13 protein-coding genes and 1 riboswitch are annotated in these 14,181 nt (G+C 70.5%); of the genes, 6 read left to right on the forward strand and 7 right to left on the reverse strand.

Annotated features, from left to right (window positions below; all coding sequences use genetic code 11):
* Positions 1-38: 38 nt before the first annotated feature.
* The gene (locus tag G5C51_RS21765; RefSeq protein ID WP_165239831.1) at positions 39-992 is read right to left on the reverse strand and encodes a glucosyl-3-phosphoglycerate synthase; all 954 of its coding nucleotides are present in this window, start codon (positions 990-992) and stop codon (positions 39-41) included.
* Between the two features lie 137 nt (positions 993-1,129).
* Positions 1,130-1,265: riboswitch (SAM riboswitch) on the forward strand.
* Positions 1,266-1,281: 16 nt separating this feature from the next.
* On the opposite strand from G5C51_RS21765, the gene thrC reads away from it, so the two are divergent.
* The 3 genes from thrC (at position 1,282) to G5C51_RS21780 (ending at position 3,502) form a co-directional block, all read left to right on the forward strand.
* Entirely contained in the window at positions 1,282-2,565 is a 1,284-nt protein-coding gene (gene thrC / locus G5C51_RS21770; RefSeq protein ID WP_165239832.1) for a threonine synthase, read from the forward strand.
* Positions 2,565-2,843 (forward strand): MoaD/ThiS family protein, encoded by a 279-nt coding sequence (locus tag G5C51_RS21775; RefSeq protein WP_165239833.1) that lies wholly within the window; start codon positions 2,565-2,567, stop codon positions 2,841-2,843. The genes thrC and G5C51_RS21775 overlap by 1 nt, the downstream gene beginning before the upstream one ends.
* 452 nt (positions 2,844-3,295) lie before the next feature.
* On the forward strand, positions 3,296-3,502 hold the full coding sequence (locus tag G5C51_RS21780; protein WP_030576453.1) for a cold-shock protein: 207 nt from the start codon (positions 3,296-3,298) through the stop codon (positions 3,500-3,502).
* A gap of 60 nt (positions 3,503-3,562) precedes the next feature.
* Here the strand turns inward: G5C51_RS21780 and G5C51_RS21785 are convergent, their stop codons facing one another.
* The 6 genes from G5C51_RS21785 to G5C51_RS21810 form a co-directional block, all read right to left on the reverse strand.
* A complete protein-coding gene (locus G5C51_RS21785; RefSeq protein WP_206314167.1) occupies positions 3,563-4,312 on the reverse strand; it encodes an ABC transporter ATP-binding protein in 750 nt (249 codons plus the stop codon).
* 5 nt (positions 4,313-4,317) lie between these two features.
* The gene (locus G5C51_RS21790) at positions 4,318-5,121 is read right to left on the reverse strand and encodes an ABC transporter permease (RefSeq protein ID WP_338118248.1); all 804 of its coding nucleotides are present in this window, start codon (positions 5,119-5,121) and stop codon (positions 4,318-4,320) included.
* Positions 5,118-5,897 carry an ABC transporter permease gene (locus tag G5C51_RS21795; RefSeq protein ID WP_165239834.1) on the reverse strand — a complete coding sequence of 260 codons (780 nt, stop codon included), beginning with the start codon at positions 5,895-5,897 and terminating at the stop codon, positions 5,118-5,120. The genes G5C51_RS21790 and G5C51_RS21795 overlap by 4 nt, the downstream gene beginning before the upstream one ends.
* Positions 5,894-6,865, reverse strand: coding sequence for an ABC transporter substrate-binding protein (locus tag G5C51_RS21800; protein WP_338118249.1), 972 nt, complete (start codon positions 6,863-6,865; stop codon positions 5,894-5,896). Before G5C51_RS21800 ends, G5C51_RS21795 begins: the two co-directional genes overlap by 4 nt.
* Before the next feature lie 127 nt (positions 6,866-6,992).
* Positions 6,993-8,054 carry an ABC transporter substrate-binding protein gene (locus G5C51_RS21805; protein ID WP_276617653.1) on the reverse strand — a complete coding sequence of 354 codons (1,062 nt, stop codon included), beginning with the start codon at positions 8,052-8,054 and terminating at the stop codon, positions 6,993-6,995.
* 81 nt (positions 8,055-8,135) lie between these two features.
* A complete protein-coding gene (locus G5C51_RS21810; RefSeq protein WP_165239837.1) occupies positions 8,136-9,647 on the reverse strand; it encodes a helix-turn-helix domain-containing protein in 1,512 nt (503 codons plus the stop codon).
* Positions 9,648-10,045: 398 nt separating this feature from the next.
* Here G5C51_RS21810 and groL point away from each other — a divergent pair, with 398 nt between their 5' ends.
* The 3 genes from groL to G5C51_RS21825 form a co-directional block, all read left to right on the forward strand.
* Positions 10,046-11,671, forward strand: a complete 1,626-nt coding sequence (gene groL, locus G5C51_RS21815; RefSeq protein WP_165239838.1) for a chaperonin GroEL — start codon at positions 10,046-10,048, stop codon at positions 11,669-11,671.
* 119 nt (positions 11,672-11,790) lie between these two features.
* A complete protein-coding gene (locus tag G5C51_RS21820) occupies positions 11,791-12,747 on the forward strand; it encodes an endonuclease/exonuclease/phosphatase family protein (protein ID WP_165239839.1) in 957 nt (318 codons plus the stop codon).
* Positions 12,748-12,761: 14 nt separating this feature from the next.
* On the forward strand, positions 12,762-14,181 hold a 1,420-nt coding region (locus tag G5C51_RS21825), incomplete at its 3' end, for an alanine/glycine:cation symporter family protein (RefSeq protein WP_165239840.1).

Here is a 14,181-nt window from a genome sequence, read left to right on the forward strand (position 1 = left end):
CCGAGCCTAGCCATGCGACCGTTCGCGCAAACGTTCACTTAGGCCGCCCGGCGTTCGGCGTACTCCGGGATGTCCGTCATCGGCGGGCGCTCCTCGGTGTCGACATCGAAGGTGCGGGGCGCGAATCCCCCCGAATCCGCTCGCTCGAACTGGGTGAGCCGCGGCCGTACGAGATGGCCGCGGGCCAGCCGGAGCTGGGCGGTGCGGTAGATCGCCGCGGCCATCCGGCCCAGCGCCTGGCTGTCCTGGTGGCGGTGGTGGCGTTCGCCCACGTCGACCTGGGCGAGGGCGTCCAGGCCCGCCAGGTGCAGGGCGTCGATGAGCAGGCCCAGCTCCACCCCGTAGCCGACCGGGAAGGGCAGCTGCTCCAGCAGCGAGCGGCGGGCCGCGTACTCGCCGCCCAGCGGCTGGACGAAGCCGGCCAGCTGCGGCCAGTGCAGGTTCAGCAGCGGGCGGGCCACCAGCTCCGTCACCCGGCCGCCCTGGCCCGGGGCGCCGTCCAGCGGGCGGTCGTAGACCGCCTTGACGAACTGCACGTCCGGTTCGGTCAGCAGCGGGCCCACGATCCCCGACACGAATGCCGTATCGAAGTCGCGCAGATCCGCGTCCACGAAGCAGACGATCTCGCCGGACGTCGCCAGCAGCGAGCGCCACAGCACCTCGCCCTTGCCCGGCACCGGCGGCAGCCGCGGCAGCACCTCGTCGCGGTGCACCACCCGGGCGCCGGCCGCCTCGGCCACCTTCGCGGTGGCGTCCGAGGAGCCGGAGTCCAGCACCACGAGCTCGTCGACCAGCGGGACGGCCGTCATCAGCTCCGCGCGGATCGCCGCGACGATGGCCCCGACCGTCGCCTCCTCGTTCAGCGCGGGGAGGACCACGCTGACGGTGCCCGCCCGGCCCAGGGCCTGCTTGGCCGCCAGCAGCGTGGACAGCGGCCGGTCGGCCGCCGACCAGGAACGGCGGCCGAGCCAGTGCTCCACCTCGGCAAGCACGTACGAGCCTCCCCAATGTGATGTGTCTCGCGGTTCGGACGACTATCTCAACTGTCACGGCCTTCGGTTACAGTCTTGAACAGCGTCTGTGACCACCGCATGTCGGGGTGGAACGCTTGCGCGTGACAACTTCATACCGCTCATCCAGAGGGGCAGAGGGAACGGCCCGTTGAAGCCCCGGCAACCCTCCGACCGGTCCTCAGTGCAGAGGTCCACGGCGGAGATGGTGCCAATTCCGTCCTGCGGCGAGGTCCGTCGCGGGGAAGATGAGGAGAGAGGCCTCTGCTTCATGGCTGTACAGACGATTGCTTCCGCCACCGGGATCGACCTCGGCCCCGCCGCCGCCCTGTCCTGTCGGGAATGCGGCCACCGCGTACCCCTCGGTCCGGTCTTCGCCTGCGAGGAGTGTTTCGGCCCCCTCGAGGTGGCCTACGACCTGCCGGCCGGCTCGCCGCAGGAGCTCAAGGACAAGATCGCCGCGGGCCCGCAGAGCATCTGGCGCTACGCCCCCCTGCTGCCCGTCCCGGCCGATGTCGCCGCCAAGCCGAACCTGAACCCCGGCTTCACCCGGCTCATCCAGGCCGACCGGCTCGCCGCCGACCTGGGCGTGGACGCCGGGAATCTCTACGTGAAGGACGACTCCGGCAATCCGACGCACTCCTTCAAGGACCGCGTCGTCGCCATCGCCCTGGAGGCCGCCCGCGCCTTCGGCTTCACCACCCTCTCCTGCTCCTCCACCGGCAACCTCGCGGGTGCCGTCGGCGCCGCCGCCGCCCGCGCCGGGCTGCGCTCCTGCGTCTTCATCCCGTACGACCTGGAGCAGGGCAAGGTCATCATGGCCGCGGTCTACGGCGGCGACGTCGTCGGCATCGAGGGCACGTACGACGACGTGAACCGCTTCTGTTCGGAGCTGATCGGCGACCCGATCGGCGAGGGCTGGGGCTTCACCAACGTCAATCTGCGGCCGTACTACGCGGAGGGCTCCAAGACCCTCGCGTACGAGATCTGCGAGCAGCTCGGCTGGCAGCTGCCGGACAACCTGATCATTCCGGTCGCCTCCGGATCGCAGCTCACGAAGATTGACAAGGGGCTCAAGGAGCTGATCAAGCTCGGCCTCGTCGAGGACAAGCCCTACAAGATCTTCGGCGCCCAGGCCGAGGGCTGCTCGCCGGTGTCCAGCGCCTACAAGGACGGGCACGACGTGGTCCGCCCGGTCCGGCCGGACACCATCGCCAAGTCCCTGGCCATCGGCAACCCCGCCGACGGGCCGTACGTCCTCGACATCACCCGCCGCACCGGCGGTGCCGTGGAGGACGTGAACGACGAGCAGGTCGTCGACGCCATCAAGCAGCTGGCCCGCACCGAGGGCGTCTTCGCGGAGACGGCCGGCGGCGTCACCTTCGGCGTGCTGAAGAAGCTGGTCGAGGACGGCCGCATCAGCCCCTCCGAGACCACCGTCGCCATCAACACCGGCGACGGCCTCAAGACCCTCGACGCGGTCGCCCCCACCACCGGGCCGACCGCCACCATCCGCCCGAACCTCGACTCCTTCCGAGAGGCTGGTCTCGCCTAATGAGCGTGAACGTCCGAATTCCGACCATCCTGCGCACCTACACGGGCGGCCAGGCGGAGGTGACCGCCGAGGGCGGCACCCTCGCCGACGTCCTCGCCGACCTGGAGAAGAACCACACCGGCATCGGCGCCCGCGTCCTCGACGACCAGGGCAAGCTGCGCCGCTTCGTGAACGTCTACGTCAACGACGACGACGTCCGCTTCGCGTCCGGTCTTGAGACGCCCACCCCTGATGGGGCCGGGGTTTCCATCATCCCGGCGGTCGCGGGCGGTTGCTGACCGACAGCCCTCCGTTACGCATCCACGAAGCCCCGCCGCGCGCCTCCGCCCGGCGGGGTTTCGCTGTGATGTACGGGACACCGCTCGGCCCCCGGTGCGGTGCGTAACGGGTGCGGCGGCGCGATAGGGTTGAGTCGATCCCCAGCGAAGCCCATGCCTAACGCATATGAGAACGCGACAACTTGTGCCCTGAGTGGGTGTACGAATTGTCGCGATGGCGGGCTATGCCCGGCCCGATTTGACCGGGAAATAGGGGAGTTGAGCCGGTAAATACCGATCGGCTGTGCCCAGAATTCTCGTCCGATTGACCTGTTGCAGACGGCACTCGTGCAGATACATTCAGCCGCGGTCGACGCGTTCCGGCGCACGCCCCCGGCACGGGCGGGGGGTGAGGTCTGACCCGGGTCCGCGGAGTGCGGTCCTGTGTAGGGCCAGCAATAGGGGAGTTAGGAATGGCTCAGGGCACCGTCAAGTGGTTCAACGCGGAGAAGGGGTACGGCTTCATCGCGGTCGACGGTGGTGCGGATGTATTCGTCCACTACAGCGCGATCCAGATGGACGGTTACCGCACCCTCGAGGAAGGCCAGCGGGTCGAGTTCGAGATCTCGCAGGGCCAGAAGGGGCCGCAGGCAGACATGGTCCGGGTCGCAGCCGGCTAGTCGTCCCGCACAAAGGCTTCTCCGGGGGCCGTTCCGCTCTGAGAGCGGGACGGCCCCCGGTCATTTCTCTCGTACGAGCCGCCCCACCTCCGCCCGCAGCCGTACGAACTCCGGGTCCTGGCGGGTCTTGATCTGGTCGCGGTCCGCGGGCAGTCCGACCGGCAGCTCGGCCAGCACCCGCCCCGGCGCCCCGGTCAGCACCACCACCCGGTCGCCCAAGTAGACGCTCTCGTCGATGTCGTGGGTGACCAGCACGACCGTCACCGGGGTACGGGCCCTGAGCGCCAGCAGCAGGTCCTCCAGGTCCTCGCGGGTCTGCGCGTCCACCGAGCCGAACGGCTCGTCCATCAGCAGCAGCTTCGGCCCGTACGCCAGCGCGCGGGCGATCGCCACCCGCTGCTGCATGCCGCCGGAGAGCTGCCCGGGGTGCTTGGCGGCGGCGTCGGCGAGGCCGACCTCCGCCAGCGCCTCCAGGGCGGCCGCGCGGCGCTCGCGGCGGCTGCCGTAGCGGTGGCGGAGGACCAGGGCCACGTTGTCCCGGACGGACAGCCAGGGCAGCAGCGAGCGGCCATAGGACTGGAAGACCATGGCGAGGCTGTCCGGGACGTCCCGGATCTCGTCGCCGTTGAGGAGCACCCGGCCGCCGGTGGGGCGCTGCAGGCCCGCGATGCAGCGCAGCAGGGTGGACTTGCCGCAGCCCGACGGGCCGACGACGGTGACCAGTTCGCCGGCCTCGACGGCCAGGGAGAGGTCGTCGACCGCGGTGTGGCCGCCGGGGTAGGAGTGGGTGAGGGCGTCGATGGTGAGCATGCGGATCAGTTCTCCCGGTGCCATCGCAGCAGGCGGTTTTCCACGAGCAGGAAGGCCGCGTTGAGCAGCCAGCCGGTGAGGCCCAGGAGGGCGATGCCGGCCCACATCGAGGGGATGTCGAAGGTGCGCTGGGCGTTGACGAGGCGGGCGCCGATGCCGGAGGTGGTGCCGACGAGTTCGGAGAGCACCATCAGGATCAGCCCGAAGCCCAGCGCGATGCGCAGCCCGGCGGCGATCTGCGGGGCCGCCCCCGGCAGCACGATGCGCAGCAGCTGCGCGGTCCTGCCCATGCCGTAGACCCGGGCGGTGTCGAGCTTGACCGGGTCCACCGCCCGTACGCCCGCGAGGGTGTTGAGGAGGACCGGCCAGACGGCGCCGAAGGCGATCGTGACGACGTACATCGAGGTGTCCAGCTGGAAGACCACCACGAAGAACGGGATCAGCGCGGGCGGCGGCACCGAGCGGCACAGCTGCAGCAGCGGCTGCAGATAGTCGTGGGCGCGCTCGGAGCGGCCGAGCAGCAGCCCGAGCGCGATGCCCGCGGCGGCGGCCAGCACCCAGCCGCTGAGCAGGTGCCCGAAGCTGACCGGGAAGTCGGAACGGGCCTGTTCGGTGAGGAAGAAGTCGGAGGCCGGTCCGGAGAACCAGACGCGGTGCAGGGCGCGCACGATCACCGACGGGGGCGGGAAGTAGCTGCCGGGGCCTGCGTCGGCGGTCAGCTCCCAGAGGCCGATGAGCAGGAGCGCGAGCCAGAGGCGGGCGGCGAGGTGGAGGGGCAGGCGCAGGGCGTTCGGATGCAGGGCCTTCACGCCACCCCCTCCTTGCCGCTGACCGGCCACCAGCGGGCGGCGCGGCGCTCGGCGGTGGTCAGCGCGCCGTTGATGAGCAGGCCGATCACGCCCGCCCACAGCGCGCCGGCGAGCATCTGGTCGGTCTGTCCGCCGGCGCTCTGGGTCTGCGCCAGATACGTGCCGATGCCGGTGTCGCCGACGGCGAGCAGCTCGGTGGAGATCGCCACGATCAGCGCGACCGAGGCCGAGACGCGTACGCCGGTGAGGATGAAGGGCACGGACGACGGCAGCGATACGAACCAGGCCCTGGCCGCCGCGCCGAAGCCGAAGACCTTGAGGGTGTCCAGCTGCACGCGGTCCACCTGGCGCAGCGCGTAGAGGGTGTTGAGCAGGATCGGCCACACCGAGGCGTAGACGACGAGGGAGGTCTTCATCCGGTCGGGCGCCGGGAAGACCAGGAGGGCGAGCGGGATCAGCGCCACCGAGGGGATCGGGCGCAGGAACTCCACGATGGCCTGGCAGGCCGTCCCCAGGGCCCGTATCGAGGACAGCAGGAAGCCGGCCGGGACGGCGACGCCGACGGCGATCAGCATCCCGTACGCCCAGACCCGCAGCGTCGCGCCGACCGCGTCGGTGAACTCGCCGTCCGCCAGCTGCTCCCCGGCCGCGGCGAGCACCTGGGTGGGCGCGGGGAGGTCGCCGCTGAAGCCGCCCGCGGCCCTGACTGTCACTTCGGCGGCGGCCACCGCGGCGAGGGTGCCGAACAGGCCGCGCAGGGCGGCGCGTCCGGTCATGGGCCGACCAGCATCGAGTCGATGTCCACCGGCTGCTTCAGGTAGCCCTGCTCGATCATCATGTCGTTCATGGGCTTGAGGCGGGCCGGGTCCAGGTCGGTGGGGAAGACGCCGTAGGTCAGCTTGGCCACCATCGGGGCGGGGATCTCGGTGTACTTGGGGATGATGTCCTTGCGGACGGCCTCGTCGGCGAGCAGCTTCTGGGCCTTGTTGACGGCGCGCTGGAAGGCGGCGACGGTCTTCGGGTGCTTCGTGGCGAAGTCGGCGGTGGCGGCGTAACCGGCGATCGGGGCGGTGGCGGTGGGGCCCTTGCCGAGGTCGACGACGGTGCGGGCGCCGATGTTCTTCGCGGCCTGGGAGATGAAGGGCTCGGGCATGAAGGCGGCGTCGACGCTGCCGTTCTTGAGCGCGGCCTCCATCTGCGGGTACGGGACCTCGACGGTGTTCTTCTCCTCGTCGACCTTGACGCCGTGCGGGGCGAGGGCGGTGCGGGTGAGGAGGCTGGCGAGGTTGTGCTTGACGTTGACCGCGATCTTCCTGCCGGCCAGGTCCTTGGGCCTCTTGACCGGGGAGTTCTTCGGTACGGCGAGGACGAGGACGCCGGGGCGCATGCGGTACGAGTCGGCGACCAGCTTCAGGTCCATCACCCGCTGGGACTGCGCCGCGAACCAGGTGGTGTAGCCGCCGAAGGACAGGTCGAGCGCGCCGCCCTTGAGCGCGGGGACGGCTTCGGCGCCGCCCTTGACCATGCGGGTCTTCACGGTGAGGCCCTCGGCCTTGAACAGACCGCGGTCGATGGCGAGCTGCACGCCCGCGTCATCGACGATCGGCATGGTGCCGACGTTGAGCGTGGTCTTCTCCAGGCCCTTGGCCGACTTCGGGTCGCCGGTGTCGTCGTCGCCGCAGCCGGCGGTGGTCAGCCCCAGCAGCAGGGCGGTGGCGAGGGTGGCGGCATGGCGGAAGATGATGGACCCCCCGTGGGTGCGCGAGCTTGATCGGACGCTGTCTTGATCGGACGCTGTGACTGTCGTGCGCGCGGGGAGCCGGCCACAAGATGATCCGGCTGTCCCGGACGGGTCCGGGACAGCCGTCCGGTCAGCTGTTGACCAGGAGCGGTTCGATGTCGAGCGGCTTCTTCAGGTAGCCGATGTCCCGCATGATGCGGGTGACTTTCTCCAGCTTTGCGACGTCCGGGGCGGCCGGGTAGTCGCCGAATTTCAGGTCGGGGACGAGGGCTGGCGGGATCTTCGTGTACTTGGGGATGATCTCCTTGCGCACCGCGGGCTCTGCCAGCATCTTCTGCGCCTTGGCGATGGCGCGCTGGAAGGCGGCGACGGTCTTCGGGTGCTTGGCGGCGAAGTCGGCGGTGGTGGCGTAACTGCCGATCGGCATGTCCGCGGTGGGGCCCTTGCCGCAGTCCAGTACGACCCGGGCGCCGATGTTCTTGGCCGTCTGGGTGGGGAAGGGCTCGGCGAAGATGGCGGCGTCCACGCTGCCGTTCTTCAGCGCGGCCTCCATCTGCGGGAAGGGCATCTCGACGGTGTTCTTCTCCTCGTCGAGCTTGACGCCGTGCGGCTTGAGGCCGGCGTGCAGCAGCAGAGTCACCATGTTGTGCCGGGCGTTGACGGCGATCTTCTTGCCGGCGAGGTCCTTGGCGCTCTTGATGGCGGAGTCCTTGGGCACGGAGACGGTGAGGGCGCCGGGCCGCATGCTGTACGCGTCGGAGACCACCTTCAGGTCGATGACCTTCTTCTCCTGGGCCTGGAACCAGGACGGATAGGCCCCGTACGAGATGTCGAGGCTGCCGCCCTTGAGGGCGGGGATGGCGTCGGCGCCGGTCTGGATCATCCGGGTGTTGACGGTGAGGCCCTCGTCCTTGAACAGGCCCCGGTCGATGGCGAGCTGGAGCTGCGCGTCGTCGATGATCGGCATCTGGCCCACGGTGATGGTGCTCTTCTCGAGCCCCTTGGCCTTGCCCGACGTCGCGCCGCCGGGCTGTTCGTCGCCGCACCCGGCGGCGGTGAGCGCGAGCAGGGCGACTAAGGCTCCGAGGCGGCGAATACGAGTGGTGGTGTGGCGGCTGATGGTGTCCCCCTGAGTGCGCGCGGGCTTGATCGGTTGCCCATGACTTTCGACAGCGGGGGCAGGCCGCCACAAGACGGCGCCGGTGTCCCGGACGCTTCCCGGACAGCGACGCTGTCCGGGACGGCCTGTGCGCAGGCGGGCGTGCGCCCGCGCTCAGGCGGACGTGCGTGCGGGCAGCAGTGCCGCGGGTGTCGGGTCCGTGGCGGCGAGTTCGCGGGCGTAGAGGCGGACCAGCGGCGGGATCCGGTAGTGCGGGCCGAGGGCGGTCAGCAGGCGGCTGTCGGTGAGCTCCTCCAGCAGTTCCTCCGCCTCACCGGTGCCGGTGACGAGCAGGGCGGCGGCCTGCCAGACGGTGAACCGGGGCGGCGCCTTCAGGCCCAGGACGTGCAGCGCGTGCACGGCGGCGGGGCTGAGTCCGCGGCCGTCCCGGGCGAGGGCGTCGCGCACCGACAGATCGCTGTACGTCAGCCCGTCCAGCCGGTGCCGCTCATCGGCGAGGTGGTCGAGCAGCCGCTCCACGCTCCAGTGCGGCCGGGTGCGCAGCCGGGCGCCGGCGATCCGCAGCGCCAGCGGCAGCCGCCCGCACAGCTCCACCAGCCGACGAGCTGCCACCGGCGCGGCGGCCACGGGCCCGGGCCCCGCGGTGGCGGCCAGCAGCCGCACCCCGGCCGCAAGACCCAGCTCCCCGAGGTCGACCGCATGCGCCCCCTCCAACGCGAGCCGCCGCCGACTGGTCACCAGCGCCGCACAGCCCGGCCCGGCGGGCAGCAGCGGCCGCAACCGCGCGGTGGCCTGCGCGGCGGCGGCAGGGGCGGGGGCGGCAGAGGAGAGGGAGGCCGCGGGGTCGGTGGCGGAGGCTGTGGCGTTGGCGGCGTCGGCGGCGTTGGCGGCGACGCCAGCGGAGGCCGCGGCGTCGGTGGCGGACGTCGTGGTGTCGGCGGCGGCAGCCGCGTCGGCGGAGGTCGCGGTGTCGCCGCCCGTCGCGGCGTCGGCGTTGTCGAGCACGACCAGCACCCGGCGGGTAGCCGTCAGCGTCCGGTACAGCTCCAGCCGCTCCGCCTCACCCCCCGGCAGCTCGGCGGCGGTGACGCCCAGGCCGCGCAGCAGCCCGGCGAGGACGTCAGGCAGGAAGCCCGTACCGGCGCCGGCCCCGCCCAGGTCCGCGTACAGGCGGCCGTCGGGGAAGGACTGGCCCAGCAGATGCGCGCAGTGCACCGCCAGCGCCGACTTCCCGGTGCCCGCGGGACCGCTCACCGCGACCAGCGCAGGACCCGGCGACTGCGGGCCGCGCTCGGCCGTGAGCCGCCGCCGGATGACCGCCACCTCGTCCTGCCGGCCGATGAAGTCGGCGGTCGCGGGCGGCAGCTGCGTACGCCCCGCCTCCCCGGCGCCCTGGCCGCCGCCGGTCCGCCCCGCCCTGCCCGCGAGCCGCTGATGGGCCCGTAACCAGGCCGCGACCTCCTCGGGACCGCCGCCGCAGGCCCGCACCAGCGCCGCGACCGGCTCGCCGCGCGGCAGCCGGGAGCTGCCCAGCAGCCCGGCGATCGTGGAGCGGGGCAGCACATCGCCCGCCCGCTCGGCGCGCACCGCGAGCTCCCGGTAGGTCAGTCCCGAGAAGGTCTTCAGCTCTCTGAGCAGCGCCACGTACTCCTGTGCCGTCGTCACGCGCCCCGGATCTGGCGCCCCTTCGCGCTTCGGCATCGGTCCGTGCCCCCTTGTCCCCCTGGACGGCGTCCGCACCCCCGTGTCCCGGCGGTGTCCCGGACATCCTTCCCAACCTTGTCGCCGCGTACGGCCCGGATCAAGGCCCTGTGGTTGTACCTGTGGCTGTACCCGTGGTTGTGCCAGTGGTTGTCCACAGGCCTGTGAGAGCCGCTTGCACTCGATGGGGTCGAGTGCTAATCATTGGCGTTAGCACTCTCCCAGTGAGAGTGACAACGTAGGACCGGATTCGGTGAGGTCCGCAGCAGGGCGGGGAAGGAACCCGCCCCTGCCGCAGGCCGTCCGTCGCGGGCGCTGAGCGGTCCGGAGAAATCCACCCCAGTCCGGGAGGACCACTTCACATGGCCAAGATCATCGCGTTCGACGAGGAGGCGCGGCGCGGCCTCGAGCGCGGGATGAACCAGCTCGCAGACGCCGTCCGCGTAACCCTCGGCCCCAAGGGCCGTAACGTCGTCCTGGAGAAGAAGTGGGGCGCCCCCACGATCACCAACGACGGCGTCTCCATCGCCAAGGAGATCGAGCTCGAGGACTCCTACGAGAAGATCGGCGCCGAGCTGGTCAAGGAGGTCGCCAAGAAGACGGACGACGTCGCCGGTGACGGCACGACGACCGCGACCGTCCTGGCCCAGGCGCTCGTCAAGGAGGGCCTGCGCAACGTGGCCGCGGGTGCCAACCCGATGGCGCTGAAGCGCGGCATCGAGAAGGCCACCGAGGCCGTCTCCGCCGCCCTGCTCGAGCAGGCCAAGGACGTGGAGACCAAGGAGCAGATCGCCTCCACCGCCTCCATCTCCGCCGCCGACACCCAGATCGGCGAGCTCATCGCCGAGGCGATGGACAAGGTCGGCAAGGAAGGCGTCATCACCGTCGAGGAGTCGCAGACCTTCGGGCTCGAGCTCGAGCTCACCGAGGGCATGCGCTTCGACAAGGGCTACATCTCGGCGTACTTCGCGACCGACATGGAGCGCATGGAGGCGGAGCTCGAGGACCCGTACATCCTCATCGTCAACTCCAAGATCTCCAGCGTGAAGGACCTCCTTCCGCTGCTGGAGAAGGTCATGCAGTCGGGCAAGCCGCTGCTGATCATCGCGGAGGACGTCGAGGGCGAGGCCCTGTCCACCCTCGTGGTGAACAAGATCCGCGGCACCTTCAAGTCCGTCGCCGTCAAGGCCCCGGGCTTCGGCGACCGCCGCAAGGCGATGCTGAACGACATCGCCATCCTCACCGGCGGCCAGGTCATCTCCGAGGAGGTCGGTCTCAAGCTCGAGAACGCCACCCTCGACCTGCTCGGCCGTGCCCGCAAGGTCGTCATCACCAAGGACGAGACCACCATCGTCGACGGCAACGGCGAGTCGGAGCAGGTCCAGGGCCGGGTCAACCAGATCCGCGCCGAGATCGAGGCCTCCGACTCGGACTACGACCGCGAGAAGCTGCAGGAGCGCCTGGCGAAGCTCGCCGGCGGTGTTGCGGTGATCAAGGCCGGTGCCGCCACCGAGGTGGAGCTCAAGGAGCGCAAGCACCGCATCGAGGACGCCGTTCGCAACGCGAAGGCGGCCGTCGAGGAGGGCATCGTCGCCGGCGGCGGCGTGGCCCTGCTGCAGGCCGGCTCGGTCTTCGAGAAGCTCGAGCTCCAGGGCGACGAGGCCACCGGCGCCGAGATCGTCCGCAAGGCGCTCGCGGCCCCGCTGACCCAGATCGCGGTCAACGCCGGCCTCGAGGGCGGCGTTGTGGTGGAGAAGGTCCGCAACCTCACCATCGGTCACGGCCTCAACGCCGCGACCGGCGAGTACGTGGACATGATCGCCGAGGGCATCATCGACCCGGCGAAGGTCACCCGTTCCGCGCTGCAGAACGCCGCGTCCATCGCGGGCCTGTTCCTGACCACGGAGGCCGTGGTCGCCGACAAGCCCGAGAAGGCCGGCGCTGCTCCGGCCGGCGGCGGCATGCCGGGCGGTGACATGGACTTCTGATCTCGCACGAGATCGAAGCTCCGGCTTTACGAGGGCGGCACCCTGCGGGGTGCCGCCCTTTGCCGTACGGGCTTACGCTCCCCTCTCGTGTCATGAACCCGACGACGAAAGGTGGGCCCATGGCCCGTACGGGACGCATCATCCTGGCTGCTGTGGCGCTGCTGGTGCCGGCCGGTCTCAGTCAGGCGCAAGCCGCGCCCGAGGCCCCGGCGGCAGCCGAATCGCTCAAGGTGATGAGCTGGAACATGTGGCACGGCGGCTCCCAGGTCACCGACGGCCGCGCCAAGCAGCTCGCCGTGATCGAGAAGCACGCCCCGGACGTCATCGCGCTGCAGGAGACCTCCAGCGACAACGCCAAGTGGCTGGGCGAGCAGCTCGGCTGGGACTACTACCAGGCCGGCGCCGACCTCGGCTTCGTCAGCCGCCACCCCATCACGTGGAAGAGCCCCAAGCCGAACAGCGGTGCGGCGGGCGCGGGCGTCCGCGTCACAACCCCCGGCGGCCAGGAGGTGGAGATCTGGAACGCCCACCTCGGCTACACGCCGTACGGCCCGTACGACGCCTGCTACGACGGCATGACCAACGACGAGCTGATGGCGCGCGAGGAGCAGTCGGGGCGCACCCCGCAGGCGCAGGCCCTCGCCAAGAAGCTGGAGTCGAAGATCGCCGCCGCCGACAGCGTGCCGGTGCTGCTCACCGGCGACTTCAACACCCCGTCCCACCTGGACTGGACCGCCGCCACCAAGGCCAGCCACTGCGGCTACGAGGTCCAGTGGCCGGTCACGAAGATCTTCGAGGAGGCCGGCCTGAAGGACTCCTTCCGCGTCGCCAACCCCGACCCGGGCGCCGTGCCCGGCAACACCTGGTCGCCGGTGTACCCGAAGCACGAGGGCTCGACCGGCGACCCGGAGCCGCAGGACCGTATCGACTTCGTCGACTACGCGGGCAGCAAGCTGCAGGTGACGGACTCGCGGACGATCGTCGAGGGCGACCCGGCCCCGGTGCCGGACCACGGCGGCAATGCCTGGCCGTCGGACCACGCGGGTGTCATGACGACCTTCGGAGTCACACCGTGACATAACGTGACTGAATGGACTCGCTCGACTCCTTCGTCCTCGATGTCAACGACGTCTTCTGGACCTGGCTCCTGATCCCCGTCGTGATCCTGGCGGGGCTGTACTTCACGGTCAGATCGGGAGTCGTGCAGCTGCGGCTGCTGCCGGAGATGTTCCGGGTGCTCTTCGGGCATACGGAACCGGCCGCCGACGGCAAGAAGCCGGTCTCCTCCTTCGGCGCCTTCACCATCTCCGCGGCCGCCCGCGTCGGTACGGGCAACATCGCCGGGGTCGCCACCGCCATCACGCTGGGCGGCCCCGGTGCCGTCTTCTGGATGTGGGTGATGGCGATCGTCGGCTCGGCGTCTGCTTTCGTCGAGTCGACCCTGGCGCAGCTGTACAAGGTGCGCGACCGGCAGCCGGGTACGTATCGCGGCGGCCCGGCGTACTACATGGAGAAGGGGCTCAAGCAGCGCTGGATGGGCGTCCTCTTCGCCGTCGTCATCACGGTCACCTTCGGCTTCGTCTTCAACGCCGTGCAGGCCAACACCATCGTCGCCACCAGCCAGGCCACGGTGAAGGGCAGCGAGGGCGGCTGGTTCCAGCCGGTGATCGGGATCGCGCTCGCGGTGCTGCTGGCGGCGGTCATCTTCGGCGGCGTACGGCGGATCGCGCACGTCACCGAGGTGCTGGTGCCGGCGATGGCCGTCGTCTACATCCTGCTCGGCGCCGCCGTGGTGCTGCTGAACCTCGGCGACCTGCCGCGCGTCCTCGCCGACATCTTCGGCGGCGCCTTCGGCTTCCGGGAGGCCGCCGGCGGCGCGATGGGGGCGGCGCTGCAGCAGGGCATCAGGCGCGGCATGTTCTCCAACGAGGCGGGCCTCGGCTCCGCCCCGAACGCGGGCGCGACGGCTGAGGTCAGCCACCCGGTCAAGCAGGGGCTGGTGCAGGCGCTCGGGGTCTTCTTCGACACGCTGCTGATCTGCTCGATCACCGCTTTCATCATCCTGACGGTGAACCCGGAGCTGCACGGCCGGCAGGGCGCGGACCTCACGCAGAGCGCGCTGCAGTCGTCGCTGGGGAGCTGGGCCGGTCATGTCCTGACGGTGGTCGTCTTCATGCTCGCCTTCAGCTCCATGATCGGGAACTACTACTACGGCGAGTCCAACATCGAGTTCCTGAAGGGCAGCAAGGCGGTGCTGAACGGGTATCGCCTGCTGGTGCTGCTGACGGTCTTCCTGGGGGCGCTGGGCTCGGTGAGCCTGGTGTGGAATCTGGCGGATGTCTTCATGGGGCTGATGGCGCTGGTGAACCTGGCGGCGATCATCCCGCTCGGCACGATCGCCTTTCGGCTGCTGGACGACTATGTGCGGCAGCGGCGGGGCGGGGCGGACCCGGTTTTCGTACGGGATGAGCTGGCGGATCCGAGTGGGGTGGAGTGCTGGGAACCCACCG

Source organism: Streptomyces coryli, from assembly GCF_011044975.1.
Classification (GTDB): domain Bacteria; phylum Actinomycetota; class Actinomycetes; order Streptomycetales; family Streptomycetaceae; genus Streptomyces; species Streptomyces coryli.

Coding starts and splice junctions, on each gene's coding strand:
- thrC (WP_165239832.1), top strand. CDS start 1,282: ATGGCTGTACAGACGATTGCTTCCGCCACCGGGATCGACCTCGGCCCC.
- G5C51_RS21775 (WP_165239833.1), top strand. CDS start 2,565: ATGAGCGTGAACGTCCGAATTCCGACCATCCTGCGCACCTACACGGGC.
- G5C51_RS21780 (WP_030576453.1), top strand. CDS start 3,296: ATGGCTCAGGGCACCGTCAAGTGGTTCAACGCGGAGAAGGGGTACGGC.
- G5C51_RS21785 (WP_206314167.1), bottom strand. CDS start 4,312: ATGCTCACCATCGACGCCCTCACCCACTCCTACCCCGGCGGCCACACC.
- G5C51_RS21795 (WP_165239834.1), bottom strand. CDS start 5,897: ATGACCGGACGCGCCGCCCTGCGCGGCCTGTTCGGCACCCTCGCCGCG.
- groL (WP_165239838.1), top strand. CDS start 10,046: ATGGCCAAGATCATCGCGTTCGACGAGGAGGCGCGGCGCGGCCTCGAG.
- G5C51_RS21820 (WP_165239839.1), top strand. CDS start 11,791: ATGGCCCGTACGGGACGCATCATCCTGGCTGCTGTGGCGCTGCTGGTG.